The 15,952-nt window shown below is 64.4% G+C and carries 15 protein-coding genes; 8 read left to right on the forward strand and 7 right to left on the reverse strand.

Going from position 1 to position 15,952, the window contains the following annotated elements:
• Positions 1–63: 63 nt before the first annotated feature.
• From ACLIMP_RS03165 to ACLIMP_RS03175, 3 genes are read right to left on the reverse strand one after another with little or no spacing between them, the layout of a single operon-like run.
• Complete coding sequence (locus ACLIMP_RS03165; RefSeq protein ID WP_443478033.1) at positions 64–1,032, reverse strand: quinone oxidoreductase family protein; 969 nt, start codon at positions 1,030–1,032, stop codon at positions 64–66.
• Between the two features lie 25 nt (positions 1,033–1,057).
• A complete protein-coding gene (locus ACLIMP_RS03170; RefSeq protein ID WP_443478034.1) occupies positions 1,058–2,644 on the reverse strand; it encodes an FMN-binding glutamate synthase family protein in 1,587 nt (528 codons plus the stop codon).
• Positions 2,645–2,648: 4 nt separating this feature from the next.
• Entirely contained in the window at positions 2,649–3,344 is a 696-nt protein-coding gene (locus ACLIMP_RS03175) for a dienelactone hydrolase family protein (protein ID WP_324697485.1), read from the reverse strand.
• 137 nt (positions 3,345–3,481) lie between these two features.
• On the opposite strand from ACLIMP_RS03175, the gene ACLIMP_RS03180 reads away from it, so the two are divergent.
• The 6 genes from ACLIMP_RS03180 (at position 3,482) to ACLIMP_RS03205 (ending at position 9,378) form a co-directional block, all read left to right on the forward strand.
• Positions 3,482–3,742 carry a DUF6489 family protein gene (locus ACLIMP_RS03180; protein WP_054442054.1) on the forward strand — a complete coding sequence of 87 codons (261 nt, stop codon included), beginning with the start codon at positions 3,482–3,484 and terminating at the stop codon, positions 3,740–3,742.
• Positions 3,743–3,797: 55 nt separating this feature from the next.
• Positions 3,798–5,075 carry a tRNA uridine-5-carboxymethylaminomethyl(34) synthesis GTPase MnmE gene (mnmE, locus tag ACLIMP_RS03185; protein WP_324697488.1) on the forward strand — a complete coding sequence of 426 codons (1,278 nt, stop codon included), beginning with the start codon at positions 3,798–3,800 and terminating at the stop codon, positions 5,073–5,075.
• Between the two features lie 67 nt (positions 5,076–5,142).
• Entirely contained in the window at positions 5,143–6,990 is a 1,848-nt protein-coding gene (mnmG, locus tag ACLIMP_RS03190; RefSeq protein ID WP_324697490.1) for a tRNA uridine-5-carboxymethylaminomethyl(34) synthesis enzyme MnmG, read from the forward strand.
• Positions 6,987–7,625 (forward strand): 16S rRNA (guanine(527)-N(7))-methyltransferase RsmG, encoded by a 639-nt coding sequence (gene rsmG / locus ACLIMP_RS03195; RefSeq protein WP_324697492.1) that lies wholly within the window; start codon positions 6,987–6,989, stop codon positions 7,623–7,625. Before mnmG ends, rsmG begins: the two co-directional genes overlap by 4 nt.
• The gene (locus ACLIMP_RS03200; protein WP_054442050.1) at positions 7,622–8,398 is read left to right on the forward strand and encodes a ParA family protein; all 777 of its coding nucleotides are present in this window, start codon (positions 7,622–7,624) and stop codon (positions 8,396–8,398) included. The genes rsmG and ACLIMP_RS03200 overlap by 4 nt, the downstream gene beginning before the upstream one ends.
• A complete protein-coding gene (locus ACLIMP_RS03205) occupies positions 8,395–9,378 on the forward strand; it encodes a ParB/RepB/Spo0J family partition protein (RefSeq protein ID WP_324697494.1) in 984 nt (327 codons plus the stop codon). The genes ACLIMP_RS03200 and ACLIMP_RS03205 overlap by 4 nt, the downstream gene beginning before the upstream one ends.
• Before the next feature lie 70 nt (positions 9,379–9,448).
• Here ACLIMP_RS03205 and ACLIMP_RS03210 read toward each other — a convergent pair whose 3' ends face one another.
• Entirely contained in the window at positions 9,449–10,111 is a 663-nt protein-coding gene (locus ACLIMP_RS03210) for a glycine zipper 2TM domain-containing protein (RefSeq protein ID WP_324697496.1), read from the reverse strand.
• Between the two features lie 123 nt (positions 10,112–10,234).
• Complete coding sequence (locus ACLIMP_RS03215) at positions 10,235–10,717, reverse strand: GAF domain-containing protein (RefSeq protein ID WP_054442047.1); 483 nt, start codon at positions 10,715–10,717, stop codon at positions 10,235–10,237.
• 61 nt (positions 10,718–10,778) lie between these two features.
• Here ACLIMP_RS03215 and ACLIMP_RS03220 point away from each other — a divergent pair, with 61 nt between their 5' ends.
• The gene (locus ACLIMP_RS03220; protein ID WP_132468623.1) at positions 10,779–12,266 is read left to right on the forward strand and encodes a PQQ-dependent sugar dehydrogenase; all 1,488 of its coding nucleotides are present in this window, start codon (positions 10,779–10,781) and stop codon (positions 12,264–12,266) included.
• Positions 12,267–12,366: 100 nt separating this feature from the next.
• Here the strand turns inward: ACLIMP_RS03220 and ACLIMP_RS03225 are convergent, their stop codons facing one another.
• Positions 12,367–13,194, reverse strand: a complete 828-nt coding sequence (locus tag ACLIMP_RS03225) for a DUF815 domain-containing protein (RefSeq protein WP_054442046.1) — start codon at positions 13,192–13,194, stop codon at positions 12,367–12,369.
• Complete coding sequence (locus ACLIMP_RS03230; RefSeq protein ID WP_324697500.1) at positions 13,191–14,939, reverse strand: acyl-CoA dehydrogenase family protein; 1,749 nt, start codon at positions 14,937–14,939, stop codon at positions 13,191–13,193. The genes ACLIMP_RS03225 and ACLIMP_RS03230 overlap by 4 nt, the downstream gene beginning before the upstream one ends.
• 64 nt (positions 14,940–15,003) lie before the next feature.
• On the opposite strand from ACLIMP_RS03230, the gene ACLIMP_RS03235 reads away from it, so the two are divergent.
• Positions 15,004–15,951 carry an L-threonylcarbamoyladenylate synthase gene (locus ACLIMP_RS03235; RefSeq protein WP_443478035.1) on the forward strand — a complete coding sequence of 316 codons (948 nt, stop codon included), beginning with the start codon at positions 15,004–15,006 and terminating at the stop codon, positions 15,949–15,951.
• Position 15,952 lies beyond the last annotated feature (1 nt).

Below are 15,952 nucleotides of genomic sequence, written 5' to 3' on the forward strand. Positions count from 1 at the left end.
GGGCCCTTTTCTTTTTGATCGATGTTCCGGAGACGATTGCCCCTCACAGGCTCTCCAATTCGTTCAAGGCACCAGCACCGTGGACCCTGTGGTAGCCCGGCTCTCCAGCGCGCGGTGGGCCTCGGCGGCATCCTCCAACCGGTAGGTCTGGCCGATATGGGGCCTGAGAATCCCGGCGGCGATCCGGTCGAACAGCTTCCCTGCGCTGACGGCGAGCTGCTCCGGCGTGGCGATGTAGTCGGCAAGGGTCGGGCGGGTGAGGTAGATCGATCCCGCTTTCATCAGGTCCAGCGGCGTAATCGCGGGAACCGGTCCCGAGGCATTTCCGTAAGTCACCATGAATCCGCGCTTGCGGAGCGAAGCGAGCGATGCGGACCAGGATGCCGCGCCGACGCCGTCATAGACCACATGGCACATCTCGCCCCTGGTGATCTCGCGGATGGCTTCGGGCAATTCGCTGAAATCGCAATGGAGGGAGTGCTCGCCTGGAACCTGCGCCGCCTTTTCGGCGCTGCCCGAGTGGGCGATCACGGTTGCGCCTTTATCCAGCAGCCATGGCACCAGTAGCGAACCGACTCCCCCGGCCGCCGAATGCACCAGTGCGACATCGCCCTTTCCGGCGGCATATGTCTCTTCCGCGAGATAGCAGGCGGTGAGTCCCTTGAGCATGACGGCTGCCGCAATCTCCGGAGCGATCGTGTCGGGGATGGGCATGGCCTGCGCCGCCTTCACAATGCGGTGCGTGGCATAGGCCCCGCCGGCATAAGTCGTGCCGACACGCTCACCCGGCGAAAAGCCGGCCACGTCGGTGCCAAGCGCGATGATCCTTCCGACGCTTTCCGATCCGAGCTTGATCGGCAACGGGTCGGCATAGAGTCCCTTGCGGTAGTAAGTGTCGATGAAGTTGAGTCCGACCGCTTCGGTCTCGATCAGCAATTCGCCGGGACCGGGGCAGGGGACTTCGAAATCCTCCCGCTCGATCACTTCGGGGCCGCCATGGCTTCGGGCGATCATCCTGTATCCGGTGGTCATGTTGGCAAGTCCTTGGAATTTGCGTTCAGAACACGCGTCTGAACGTGTCCGCCCGGGCGACGTTCCAGGCGCGGGCGTAGGGGGTGAATTCGGGGTCGGCGAGCAGTTCGCCGGGTTTCAGGAAACGGTACACTTCGTCCAGTGGTCCGGCCTTGGCGCTGTCTATCCGCTGGTACATGTCGTGCTGGTTGAGGCCCCAGGGACTGTCATAGCCCATGGCGACGACAATCTCGCGGAGGGATTTCAATGTTTCCTTCTGGAACCGGGCAACGCGTTCCGCCTTATCCTCGACCACGAGTCCGCGCTGGCGCCAGGCGACCTGGGTGGCAACGCCGGTTGGACATTCGCCGGTGTGGCATTTCATCGATTGCACGCAGCCGAGCGAGAACATGAAGGCGCGGGCGGCATTGCACCAGTCCGCCCCAAGCGCGAAGGCACGGGCCATGCCGGCACCGGAATGGACCTTGCCCGAAGCACCGAGGCGGATCCTGTCCTTCAGGTTGGCACCCACAAGGGCATTGCGCATCAGCGTCAGCCCTTCCCGCAGCGGCATGCCGACATTGTCGGTAAGTTCCTGCGGCGCGGCGCCGGTCCCGCCCTCGGCACCGTCCACGACGATGAAGTCCGGTGTGATTCCGGTTTCCAGCATGGCCTTGACCAGCGCCATGACTTCATGCGGCTGGCCGACACAGAGCTTCATGCCTGCAGGTTTGCCACCCGAAAGTTTGCGCAGCTGTTCGAGCCACTGGAGCAGTTCGATGGGCGTTGAAAATGCGGAATGGGCCGCGGGCGACAGGCAGTCCTCGCCGACTTCGACCTTGCGGGCCTCGGCAATCTCGGGCGTGACCTTGGGGCCGGGCAGTACGCCGCCGTGGCCGGGCTTGGCGCCCTGGCTCAGCTTGATCTCGACCATCTTGACCTGATCGCTCTGCGCCTGCTCTGCGAAGAGATCCGGATCGAAGCTGCCATCCTTGTGACGGCATCCGAAGTAGCCGCTGCCCAGTTCCCAGATCAGATCGCCGCCATAAGTGCGGTGGTAGCGGCTGATCGATCCTTCGCCGGTGTCATGCGCGAAGCCGCCCAGCGCGGCACCCTTGTTGAGCGCTTCGATGGCATTGGCCGAAAGCGAGCCGAAGCTCATGGCCGAAATATTGAGCAGCGCGCTCTCGTAAGGCTTCGCGCACTGGTCGCCCCCGATCTTCACGCGCCATGATTCAGGCGCTTTTTCGTTCGGTGCGATCGAATGGCCGAGCCATTCGTATTCGTCGGAATAGACATCGAGCTCAGTGCCCATCGGGTGCGAGGATATGTCACCCTTGGCACGCGCATAGACAAGGCTGCGCTCCTCGATGGTGAAGGGGCGGCCTTCGCGGTCTCCCTCGACGACATAGGCGCGCAGATAGGGCCGTAAGTCCTCGAACAGCCAGCGCACGCGCGCAATCAGCGGATAGTTTCGCCGGAGTGCGTGGCGGTCCTGCAGGAAGTCCCAGAGAGTCAGCAGCAGGACCGGCACCATCAGCACCAGCGCCCAGCGCCATGACGGAACGAGCCAGCTCAGGGCCGTGAGAGTCACGACTGCAAGCGGCACGGCATAGCGCGGGGCCACCGTCATCGGCTTAACCGATATGCTCCGCGAAGAAGGCCTCGGTTCGTCCATCGGCGAGCGCTGCGCCGGCTTCGTCGCGGCGGGCGCCGATTTCGGCGGCGAAGCCGTGGTCCAGGCCTTCGTAGTCCCATAGGGTGACGCGCGGATGATCGTCCAGCCCTTCGTGGATGGTCTTCTGCGCGGCGGCGTCCACGAAGTGATCAGCGGTGGGGATGTGCAGCATGAGCGGACGGGCGATCGCGTGCTTCTCGTTCAGCATCTGGTCGATCATCACGCCATAGTAGCCGACCGAGGCATCGATGTCGGTACGGGCGGCGACCATGTAGGCAATGCGGCCACCCATGCAGAAACCGACAAGCCCGATCTTCGGCACGCCTTCCTCGCGGCGGATCCAGTGGATCACCGCCTCAAGGTCGCGGATTCCGAGATCGAAGTCATGGGCCATCATGTGGCCGATGGCCTGGTTGAATTCCTCCTCGACATAGGGGCTCAGTTCGATGCCGGGCTTCTGGCGCCAGAAGGTGTCCGGCGCGACGGCGAGGTAGCCCTTGGCGGCCCAGCTATCCGCCTTCTGGCGGATGCCGGCATCGACGCCGAAGATTTCCTGCTGGACGATGACCGCACCGCGCGGCGTGCCTTCGGGGCGAGCGATATAGGCGGGGATCATGCCGTCGCCGTCGAGCGTCGGGATGTCTGTATTGGTCATGGGAGACTCTCCTGGGAAATGCACTCTCGAAGCCTTTTGGCCCCGATATGCGTTTAGGTCGAGGGTAGGCACGAGCGATGGACTTTGCCATCGCCATGTGTCACGCAAGGTACAGAAATTCCAAAAGGGAGGCCGGGATGAAGGTCAATGTCGAGGTCGAATGCTCGCCTGAAGAGGCCCGGCGGTTCCTCGGTCTACCCGACGTCACCAAGGCCAACGAGGTCTATGTGGACGCGCTGGCCAAGGCCATGCAGGGCGTGGGCAATTTCGACCAGCTCCAGGAACTGACCAAGCAGGTTGCGCCTATGGGACAGTTCGGGCTCAAGCTGTTCCAGCAATTCCTTGAAAGCGGTGCTGCCATGGCGATGAGCGGCAGCAAGCCGAAGAAGGATAGCTAGAGCCTGGGCGTCGTCCGGGGGTTCACCTCGGGGCGGCTCTGCGGTAGCGGGCTTTATGCCCGACACGATTTTCGCGCTTTCCAGCGGTTCTCCTCCTGCCGCCATCGGCGTAGTCCGCATCAGCGGACCTGACGCGGGGGCGGCGCTTGTCGCTTTGGCTGGCTCGCTGCCCGATCCGCGCCGCGCCAGCTATCGGCGGCTGCGCGGTGCCGATGGCACCATACTCGACCAGGCCCTGATACTATGGTTTCCCGGACCGGCCACGGCTACCGGTGAAGACCTTGCCGAACTTCATCTGCATGGCGGCAGGGCCGTGGTGGCAGCGGTCGAAGCCGCGCTATCCGACGTGCCCGGCTTGCGGCGAGCGGTTCTGGGCGAGTTTACGCGCCGTGCCTTTGCCAATGGGCGCATCGATCTGGCCGAGGCGGAGGGCCTTGCAGATCTGCTTTCGGCGGAAACCGAGCTTCAGCGTCGCAGCGCGCTTGCGATGGCGGGAGGGGCATTTTCGCTTCAGGTAGAAGCCTGGCGTGAGCGTGTGCTGCGCGCGTCTGCTTCGGTGGAAGCCGTGCTCGACTTTGGCGACGAAGACGACGTTTCCGATCTTCCGCAGGACTTTCTCGCCGGTCTCGCCATGCTGCGCGGCGAACTGGCGGGCTGGCTTTCGCGGCCGCGTGCAGAAGTGCTGCGGGAAGGTTTTCGGGTCGTTCTTGCCGGGCCGCCGAATGCCGGGAAGAGCACCCTGTTCAATGCGCTGGTCGAGGATGACGCAGCGATCACCTCTCCCCACGCCGGCACGACGCGGGACGTGTTGACCCGTGTTGTGTCGCTCGGCGGCGTTCCTTTCGTCTTCGGCGATACGGCGGGCCTTCGCGATGAGACCGGAGACGAGATCGAAGCGATCGGTATTTCGCGGGCGCGGGCCGAACTGGACCGGGCGGACCTCGTGCTCTGGCTCGGGCCGGAACAGGAAGGTCCGGAAGGATGCTGGGAGATTGCCGCCCGTGCTGACGTGTTTCACGTGGAACAGAAGCGGGCGCCCCGTCACCGCGTTTCGGCGGTCACGGGGGAGGGGGTCGACGACCTCCGCCGCGATCTCATCGAAACGGCCTCGAAGGCGATGCCGCGTCCCGGTGAAGCCGCACTCAACCGGCGGCAGTATGCGCTTGTGGCTGAAGCCGAACGGGCAATCGGAGCGGCCGCGCAGGAGAGCGATCCACTGCTGGTGGCCGAGGCACTGCGGCTGGCCCGATTGAGCTTTGACGCATTGATCGGCCGGGCGACGACGGAGGACATGCTGGACGCCTTGTTCGGACGTTTCTGTATCGGCAAATGAGCATGTTCCACGTGAAACATTCGAGGCGCTTTGACGGGAGTCATCGCTTCGGGTAAGCGCGTGGGCCATGCATTCTTTCGACGTAATCGTGATCGGCGGCGGTCATGCCGGCTGCGAGGCGGCTGCTGTCGCCGCGCGCATGGGTGCGCGTGTCGCACTGGTGAGCTTCGATCTCGACGCGGTTGGGGCCATGAGCTGCAACCCGGCCATTGGCGGACTGGGCAAGGGCCATCTCGTGCGGGAGGTCGATGCCTTCGATGGATTGATTGCGCGCGCTGCCGATGCCGCCGCGATCCATTACCGGATGCTCAATCGCTCGAAGGGGAGCGCGGTTCAAGGGCCGCGCGTCCAGGCCGACCGCAAACTGTTCCGGGCGGCGATTCACCGGCTTCTGAAGGAGCAGGGTGACCTGACTCTTGTTGCCGGCGAAGCGTCCGCGCTGGTCCTTGAGCAGGGCAGGGCAGTCGGCATCGATCTTGCCGACGGCACCCGGCTTGACGCGCGGGCCGTGGTTCTTTGCACCGGCACGTTCCTCGGCGGAACCCTTTTCCGGGGAGAGGAACGGCTTACGGGCGGGCGTATCGGAGAGGCCTCCGCGCAGAGGCTGGCGGCGCAGCTCAGGGATGCGGCGCTGCCGATGGCGCGTCTGAAGACGGGTACCCCGCCGCGTCTTGACGGGCGAACCATCGACTGGGCTCGTCTCGATGAGCAGCCGTCCGATGGCGAAGACTGGACCATGTCGGCGATGGGGCGGGGGCGCACCGTCCCGCAGGTATTCTGCGCGATCACCCGGACCAACCCGCGCACGCATGACGTCATCCGCGAAAACCTGCATCGCTCGCCGCTCTTCACCGGTGCCATCGGCGCGCAGGGGCCGCGGTATTGTCCATCGATCGAGGACAAGATTCACCGGTTCGCCGATCGGGATGGCCATCAGATCTTTCTTGAGCCGGAAGGGCTTGATAACCCGCTCGTCTATCCCAATGGCGTAAGCACCTCGCTGCCTGCCGATGTGCAGCTTCAGATGCTGCGCACGATGGAAGGACTGGAACGGGTCGAGATGGTCGTGCCGGGGTATGCGGTGGAGTATGACCATATCGATCCGCGCGCCTTGCGGACGAGCCTGGAAATTCGCGACATCCCCGGAGTCTATTGTGCCGGGCAGATCAATGGCACCACCGGTTACGAAGAGGCGGCGGCGCAGGGGCTGGTTGCAGGCATGCACGCCGCTTCGGTCGTCCTCGGCCGCGATGGTCCCGCGCTGGACCGTGCGAACAGCTACATGGCGGTGATGATCGACGACCTCACCCTGCAAGGCGTGAGCGAACCCTATCGTATGCTGACAGCGCGCGCCGAGTATCGGCTTCGTCTGCGCGCCAATAATGCCACGACGCGTCTTACTCCGCTCGCGATTGAGATTGGAGCTGCCGGGGCCGAGCGTCAGGCGTGGTTCGATGCAAGGCTCGAAGCGAGAGCGCGCATCGACGAAGCTTTTGATGCGACGGTTTCCGCCAACGATCTCGCCAACGCGGGATTGCCGGTCCGCGTCGATATCGGCCGCTTGCCGATCCGTGAATGGTTGCGCTTCGGCGGTGTGGACCTTGACGGCCTGTCTTCCTGGATCGACGAGGGCTTGCTGGGTGATGAGACTCTCGTCGAAGAGATGGTCGAGGATGCGGCTTACGCGCCCTATCTCGAGCGGCAGGAGCGTGAGTTGCGCGAACTTCGCGCCAGCGAATCTCTGCCCTTGCCCGAGAATTTCCCTTACGCCGAGATCGCCGGACTTTCGCGCGAGATGGTCGAACGGCTGACCAAGGCGCGTCCCGCAACTCTGGCAGCGGCCGGACGGATACCCGGAATCACTCCGGCAGCGCTGGCAGCGTTGCTGGTCCATGCCCGCAGGGAGGCGGCGTGATAATTACCGAAGACGAAGCAAGGGACTGGCTCCGCGCCCTTCCAGAATGTGATGACGATGCTTGGGTGCGTCTGGAAACGCTGGTCGCAATGCTGGTGGAGGAGAACCGTCAGCAGAACCTCGTATCGGCTGCCAGCCTCGATCAGGTCTGGCTGCGCCATATCGTGGACAGTGCCCAGTTGCTACCACATGTTCCACGTGGAACATCGCCTTGGCTGGATCTTGGCACCGGTGCAGGGTTCCCCGGACTGGTAATCGCGGCACTTCGGCCCGAATGCGAAGTGGTCATGGTTGAATCGCGCAATCGGCGAATCGAATGGCTCGACCGGGCTCGAATCGCGATGGGGCTGGAAAAGGCACGTGTGGTCGGCCAGCGACTCGAACTTGTCGAATCCGTTCCCGTGGGCGTCATTTCCGCACGCGCATTTGCGCCATTGGAAAAGCTTCTGACATTATCCGCTCGTTTTTCCACAAGCGACACGGTTTGGCTGTTGCCGAAGGGGCGGTCGGCAAAGCAAGAATTGGACGACCTTCGCAAGTGGCGGCACATGTTCCACGTGGAACAGTCCCTGACGGACCCGCAGGCAGGCATCATTGTCGGCACCCTGGCTGACAGGAAGGGTATGACCAAGTGATCCGTATCGCCATCGCCAACCAGAAGGGCGGAGTCGGGAAGACCACTACCGCGATCAACGTCGCGACCGCGCTGGCTGCAACCGGTTGGAATACCCTGCTGATCGACCTCGATCCGCAGGGCAATGCCTCTACCGGGATTGGCGTATCGGCTTCCGAGCGCGACCGAACTTCCTATGACGTTCTGGTCGACCGGGTGCGGGTGGCGGATTGCGTGATGCCGACCAAGATACCGGGCCTCGATCTCCTGGCAGCCACGGTCGATCTCTCTGGCGCCGAAGTTGAACTGGTGAACGCGGACGATCGTGCCAATCGCCTGCGGAACGCCTTGCGAGGCGACCTTGGCTACGATGTCTGCCTGATCGATTGCCCGCCGTCGCTCGGCCTGCTCACTCTCAACGCGCTTACCGCAGCCGATACCCTGCTGGTGCCGCTCCAGTGCGAGTTTTTTGCCCTTGAAGGGCTCAGTCAGCTTCTTCAGACGGTGGAGCGGGTTCAGCAGCGTTTCAACCCGGATCTGGGTATTATCGGCATTGCGCTGACCATGTTCGATCGCCGTAACCGCCTGACAGATCAGGTTTCGGAGGATGTGCGCTCGTGCCTTGGGCAGCTTGTCTTCGAAACCACCATCCCGCGTAACGTGCGCCTTTCCGAAGCGCCCAGCCACGGTGTTCCGGCATTGATCTACGATCATGCCTGTGCCGGTAGCCGAGCCTACATGGCCCTGGCGCGCGAACTTATCACCCGACTGCCCGAAAAGAGGAAAGCGGCATGAACGACGATTCCATCGTGCGCATCAGCGTACCCCCCGCCCACAATCCGGTGGCTGCCGCAGCCGCGCCAAAGCAGAAGCCCAAGGGGTTGGGACGCGGTCTCGGTGCGCTCCTGGGTGAAACGCGCCGTGAAGAGCCGCTTGGCTCTCCGAGCGCGGATGGCCGGCCGCCGTTGCCACGGGCAGGGGGCCTTGCCGTGCTGGCCATTGCCGACATCACGCCGCACCCCGATCAGCCGCGCCGCATCTTCGACGAAGAGGCGCTGGAAGAACTGGCCGCATCGATCGCGCATCGCGGGGTTATCCAGCCCATCATCGTGCGTCCGATGGACAACGGCCGGTACCAGCTCGTCGCAGGCGAACGCCGCTGGCGTGCCGCCCAGAAGGCGCAGCTTCACGAGATTCCGGCGCTCGTCCGCGAACTGACCGAGCGCGAGGTCATGGCCCTGGCCCTGATCGAGAACCTTCAGCGAGAGGATCTCAATCCCATCGAAGAAGCGCGGGCGTACAATCGCCTTGCCGAATTCGAGGGTATGACTCAGGCCGAGATCGCCCGCATGGTCGACAAGAGCCGCAGTCACGTTGCGAACTTCCAGCGCCTGCTTGCGTTGCCGGACGGTGTCATCTCGATGGTCGAGAAAGGCAATCTGTCGATGGGCCATGCCCGCGCGCTGATCGGCTGCGACGATGCTGAAGAGATCGCCGAATCGGCCATCGCCAAGCAGATGTCCGTGCGCGAGATCGAGAAGCTGGTGCGGAAGAAGGCACGCGGAGATGTTGCGCCGCGTCGTGCACGCGCCGCGCGCAGCTCACATGACGACGCGGATATCGCGGCCGTTCAGGGGCATCTTGAGGAGTTCCTGGGGCTGCCGGTGAAGATCAATGCCGATGCCGATCCGAAGTCCGGTACGGTGACGATTCGCTACGCCACGCTGGATCAGCTCGATCTCATCTGCCAGCGCCTCACCGGCGGCGCTATCTGAGCGACGCGGTCGCTTCAGGCATGAACGTATCAAGGCGCTGTGCGGGGTAGGCCCGCACAGCGCTTTTCTCTTAACTCGTCGGCGTGATCTTCACCCGCTTGTCAGGCACTGCTTTGGCGCGGCGGGGGATCGTGCGACGAGCAGGACGCACGGGGACGTCCTCGTAGACGTATTCGACGGTTTCGGTGCATTGCGGATGCGCGACGGGAACCATCGCGACCGGTTGGCTCATGCAGCATCCCTGCGCGGCGTAGCCATAGGTGGGTGCATTCGCGGGATAGGCATAGCCGGCACCGTAGCCGGCATAGGTGCCCGCGCTCTGTGTATAGCGCGCGTAGTAATCGTCGAGATAGGCTTCGCATTCGTCGCGGGCACGGGCGCGATCTTCCGACTTGTCGATCGCGGCACCGGCCACGGCCCCCATTGCGGCTCCGGCGATCGTTCCCACAGTGCGATTGCCCCGCCCGGCGATGCGATTACCGGCCAATCCGCCGATGGCGCCGCCAATAAGTGCGCCGCCAACACCCGAATCGCGCGATCCCACGCGCTGGCGGCAATCCGCGAGCCAGGCGTCCCGTGCCGCCGGGTCGAAGCCCGGCTGCGCTTGCGCGCTGCCATAAGGTGCGGGCACCGGGACATAGCGGGGAAGATCCTGGGATGCATCGCGCGCGGAGACGGGCGAGGCAAGCAGGCTGAGCGCCGCGATGGTGGCGGCGCAGAAAGTGTTACGCATCGGATGCACCCTTTCGCGAACGACGGAGGATCAAAGTCCATTCGTTAACGCAAAATTTAGCATCGCGATGCGTGAAAAACCAAGTATCGGTCTTCCCTGTCCCGTTTCGGGGCAGGGCGATGTTCAGATGGCGTTGGCGACGATCCCGGCGAGTGTCTGCATCCCCGCCGCATCGGCTTCATCGAAGCGGCCGGCGGTCGGGCTGTCCAGATCGATAACCGCGATCACGCGTCCTTCGCGGATCACCGGCACCACGAGTTCGGAGCGGCTGTCGGCGTCGCAGGCGATGTGGCCGGGGAAGGCGTGGACGTCCGGCACGACCTGAGTCTCGCCGCTTGCGGCAGCTGCGCCGCAGACGCCTTGGCCAAACGGAATGCGAATGCAGGCGGGCTTGCCCACGAAAGGCCCAAGAACCAGTTCGTCCTGCAGGTTGCGATAGAATCCGGCCCAATTGAGATCGGGCACAAACTGCCAGATCAGCGCGGCGAGGTTCGCCATGTTGGCGATGCCGTCAGGCTCGCCTTCGACAAGCGCGCGGGCGGCGGCGGCGAGATCGGCGTAGAGTTCGGGCTTGGGCTGGTCGCCCCGGGGAGCAAAGTCGTACATGACGCATCCGTTACTCCAAGTCCTTGTTGCCGCCTAGGCGCCACCGGCTTATTTCAGCTTCATGCGCTCGATCCTCACGAAAGTCGCCCTAGCCCTCGTTGTCGTCATCCTCGCCATTGTCGGGGTGATCGCCTGGGCCCAGTACTCCAACACGTCCGACCTGCCGTTCAGTGACACGGTGGGTAAGGACCCCAAGCTGGTAGAGCCTGACCCGCAATGGATTCCCAGCGTCAAGCTGGTCGAAACCGTGGGCTGGGCTGCCAATGAGGCACCCAAGGCAGGGCAGGGCCTGGCCGTGGCACGCTTCGCCGAAGGGCTCGATCACCCCCGCACCATGCTGACTCTGCCCAATGGCGACGTGCTGGTCACGGAAACCAATGCGCCTGCCGGCAACAAGCCCAAGGGGCTGACCGGCATGGTGATGGGCTGGATGTTCAACAAGGTCGGCGCCGGTGAGGCTTCGCCCGACAAGATCGTCCTGCTGCGCGATGCCGATGGCGACGGGAAGGCGGAGCAGCGCTTCGACTTCCGCAGCCAGGACATGCATTCGCCTTCCGGGATGGCCTATCAGAACGGCCGGCTCTACATCGCCAATCACGACCAGGTTCTTGAATTCGCCTTCCAGCCCGGCGCCACCAGGCTCGACGGAAAGCCCCTTCGCAAGCTGATGGACCTGCCTGCGGGCGGCAACCACTGGATGCGCAACCTGCTTCTGAGCCAGGACGGCAAGCAGCTCTATGTCACCGTCGGTTCTGCAACCAATATCGCCGATGACGGCATGGAAGCCGAAACCGGGCGCGCCGCAATCTGGGAGATCGATATCGATACCGGCCGTCGGCGCCAGTTCGCGGCCGGGATGCGCAATCCCAATGGACTGGGCTGGAACCCTTCGACGGGAGAGATGTGGGCCACGGTGCAGGAGCGCGACATGCTCGGCCCGGATCTCGTGCCTGACTATTTCACCAATGTCCCGGTGGGCGCGCAGTATGGTTGGCCTTGGGTCTACTGGAAGACGACGTTCGATGAGCGTGTCCAGTGGCCGATGCAGACCTACATGCTCGAATATACCCGCAAGCCCGAATATGCGATGGGCGCTCATGCCAGCGTGCTCGGCATGGTCTTTGCCAATGGCGGCAACCTCATGGGCACCAGGTTCGCGAACGGGGCCTTCATCGCTCGCCACGGTTCCTGGAATCGCCGCCCTGCCGTGGGCTACGACGTGGTCTTCGTGCCGTTCGACGCCAACGGCAACCCGCAGGACGTGAAGCCGGTTCCGGTGCTTACCGGCTTCCTCAAGGACGATTCGCATACGCATGGTCGCCCGACCTGGCTGGCATGGGACAAGACCGGCAGCCTGCTCGTGAGCGACGATACGGCAGGCACGATCTGGCGCGTGCAGTCGCCCGGTGCAAAGCCCTCCGAAGCGATCAAGCTTGTGGAGACCGAGCACCTCAAGCCGCTGGAGGAAATCAAGGACCCCACGGTTCCGGGCGCCGTCGGCGGGCTGGAAGCGGGGTTCAAGAAGGAGCCCGACAAGCTGCTGCCCTGACCGGGCCTCGAGATCGCGAACAAGAAAAGGGGGCCGAAAGGCCCCCTTTTTGCAAGAATGAATAGAGGAGAGAAAGCGGGCGCTTCGGCGAAGCGCTCCGTCAGATCACCTTTCCGGCACGGCCGGCCACTTCCGTAACATACTGCCAGGCCACGCGGCCCGAACGAGCGCCCCGGCGGCGCGACCATTCCAGCGCGTCATGCTCGTCGAAAGCCAGGCCGAACTGGCGGGTATAGCCTTCGATGATCGCGAGGTAGGAAGGCTGGTCGCAATTGTGGAAGCCGATGGAGAGTCCGAACCGATCGGCAAGGGCAAGCCGGTCGTCCACCACATCGCGGGTGTTGATCGGATCGTCCTGCTCGGACATCGAGCGGGAGACGATGGCCCGGCGGTTGGCCGTAACGGCAAGGCGCACGTTGTTCGGCCGAGCCTCGACGCCACCCTCCAGCCACGAACGCAGCAGGCGCGGTCCAGCGCCGTCGTTCTCCTCGAATCCGAGATCGTCGATGAAGACGAGGAACTGGCGATCCACCTTGCCAAGCAGGGCGAAGAGGGTGGTCACGCCGTGAAGGGCCTCCTGCGCCACTTGCACCAGCGCGATGCGGCCCGGATGGGCGGCCTGGGCCGCCCGGATCGACGCGCGCATCACAGCGGACTTGCCCATCCCGCGCGAGCCCCAGAGCAACATGTCGTGAGCGGCATAGCCGGCGGCCAGACGCTCGACATTGCCGACCACGCGTTCTTTCTGGGAATCGATGCCGCGCAGCAGGTCCAGCGGCGGCGCGAGAAGTTCGGCCACGCCGCGGGCTTCGGCCCCGGTCCAGACGTAGGCGGGATGGGCGAGCCAATCCACTGGCGCGGCAGGGGGCGGCGCCAGACGTTCGAGGGCCTGGGCGATGCGGCTGAGAACTTCGATCTGGTCGGTCATGCTGTCAATTCTTCGCTCGTCAGTTCGTAGAGAAGGCTCGCACCCTTCTGGGCCTGGGCGAGGTCACCCATGGCTTCGGGCACCAGATGCTCGATAAAGTACCGGGCGACCACCTTTTTCCGCTTTGCGAAAGCAAGGGGTACGTCTGCGGAGGGGAGGGCATCGGCCTGTCGGCGAAGCTGCCATCCTGCAACGGCAATGGCGCAGGCGTTGAGGAAAGGGACGCTGGCGGCCAGTCGATCGTCCAGGCTACCGGGATCGATCAGGTGTTCGGCAGTCTGGCGGCAAGACTCGGCGAGTTCCTGCAGTGCCAGCACGCCGTGATCGGTGGCATAGGCGTGGATGTCGTCCATCAGCGCGAAGAACACGCCGCCGCGCTCCATGCCGAGCTTGCGGGTAACCAGATCGGCGGCCTGAATGCCGTTGGTACCTTCATAGATCGGGGCGATGCGGGCATCGCGGTAATGCTGGGCGGCGCCGGTCTCCTCGATGAAGCCCATGCCGCCATGGACCTGTATGCCGATCCCGGCCACTTCGACCCCCATATCGGTGCACCACGCCTTCACCAGCGGCACCAGCAATTCGGCACGCAGGCGCGCTTGATCACTGCCGAGGCTTGCCTTGTCGAGCTGGCCGGTTGCGTAATAGAGCAGGGCGCGGCCGCCTTCGGTGAGCGCGCGCATGCGCAGGAGCATCCGGCGCACGTCGGGGTGCTCGGCAATGGGAACCGGGGTCTTGTCTGCCGAACCGGCGCGGGCTGACTGCACCCGTTCACCGGCATAGGCCATGGCCTGCTGCATGGCGCGTTCGGCGATCTCGACGCCTTGCGCGCCGACATTGATGCGGGCGTTGTTCATCATCGTGAACATGCAGCGCAGGCCTTCGTTCTCCGCACCGATGAGTTCGCCGATGCATTCGCCATTGTCGCCATAGCTCATGACGCAAGTGGGCGATGCATGGATGCCCAGCTTGTGTTCGAGACTCACGACCTTGAGATCGTTGCGGGCGCCAAGAGCGCCGTCATGTTCCACGTGGAACTTCGGGACGATGAAGAGCGATATTCCGCGCGAGCCGGCCGGGGCGCCGGGGGTGCGGGCAAGAACGAGATGGACGATGTTTTCGGCCAGTTCGTGTTCGCCCCAGGTGATGAAGATCTTCTGGCCGACGATGCGGTACTTCCCGGCGTGGGGGCCATCGTCGATCGGCGTGGCGGTGGTGCGCAGTGCGCCGACATCGGAACCCGCCTGCGGTTCCGTGAGATTCATCGTGCCCGACCACTCGCCGCTGACGACGCGCGGCAGATAGAGCCGCTGCTGCTCTTCGCTGCCATGGTGAATCAGCGCTTCGATCGCGCCTACCGTGAGCATCGGCAGCAGCGAGAAGCCCATGTTGGCGCTGCCGAGGCATTCCAGCGCTGCAACCGCAAGCGAGAGGGGGAGGCCCTGTCCGCCGAACTCTTCGGGCGCCGAAACCGCATTCCAGCCAGCATCCACGAAATCGCGATAGGCCTGCATGAAGCCTTCAGGCAGCACGACCTTGCCTTCGACGATCCGAGCGCCCTCCGTATCGCCCTTGCGGTTGAGCGGAGCCCATTCGCCTGCCGCGAAGGCGCCGGCGCCTTCCACCACGGCCTGCACGACGTCGGGGCTGGCATCGGCGAAGCGTTCGGCGGCGGCAAGCTCCTCCATTCCGGCATTGACGCGCAGCGCCAGGATCTGGTCGGTGCTGGGGGGCGTGTAGGTCATCTGGTCAATCATCCTCTGCGCGGTTTTTCTTGGCTTTCCGGGTCGTGCGCTATAGCGGCGAACTATGGAGCGCAACCTCGGACCCGAACTGCTGGCGGCAGATCAAGCTGGTGTAGAGCGTGCCGCGCATCTGCTGCGCGAAGGCAGGCTGGTGGCAGTGCCGACGGAGACTGTCTACGGGCTCGCCGCGCGCGCGGACCGGGATGAATCGGTGGCAGCGATCTACCGCGCCAAGGGCCGTCCCAGTTTCAATCCCCTGATCGTGCACATCGCCGACCTTGCATCGGCGCAGGCGCTTGCGGATTTCGACGAGCGGGCGCTGCGCCTGGCGCGGGCGTTCTGGCCGGGTGCGCTGACCATGGTACTGCCGCTGCGTGAAGGCGCGCCGGTTGCGGCCGCAGTCACCGCGGGCTTGCCGACCGTTGCCTTGCGCTGTCCGGCCCACCCGGTGATGCGGGCGGTGATCGCGGAATCGGGCCTGGCGCTTGCCGGCCCGTCGGCGAACCGGAGCGGCGGGGTGAGTCCGACATGTGCGGAGCATGTGGTGGCCTCGCTTGGCGGAAATGTCGACGCGGTTGTCGATGGCGGTGCCTGCGAAGCGGGCGTGGAATCCACGATCGTGGCGCTGCGCGAAGAGGGGCGTTGGCAAGTGCTTCGGCCGGGACCGATTCCCGAAGCGCATATCCGCGAGATTCTGGGTGTCGATAGCGACGCCGTGACGTCACAGGCCATCGAGGCTCCGGGACAGCTCGCGAGCCACTATGCCCCGGGCAAGCCGGTCAGGCTGAATGCCGATATGGCGGAGCAGGACGAATTCCATATCGGCTTCGGCAAAGTGGCGGGGGATGTAAGCCTGTCGCCTTCGGGAGACCTCATCGAAGCGGCTTCGCGGCTCTATGCGCTCCTGCATGAAGGTGCGGCGGCGGATCAGCCCCGCATCGCGGTGGCGCCGATTCCCGGTGAGGGTGTCGGGGCAGCAATCAATGACAGGTTGAGCCGGGCAGCCGCCTGAT

Source organism: Novosphingobium aeonii (assembly GCF_052279045.1).
Taxonomy (GTDB): Bacteria; Pseudomonadota; Alphaproteobacteria; order Sphingomonadales; family Sphingomonadaceae; genus Novosphingobium.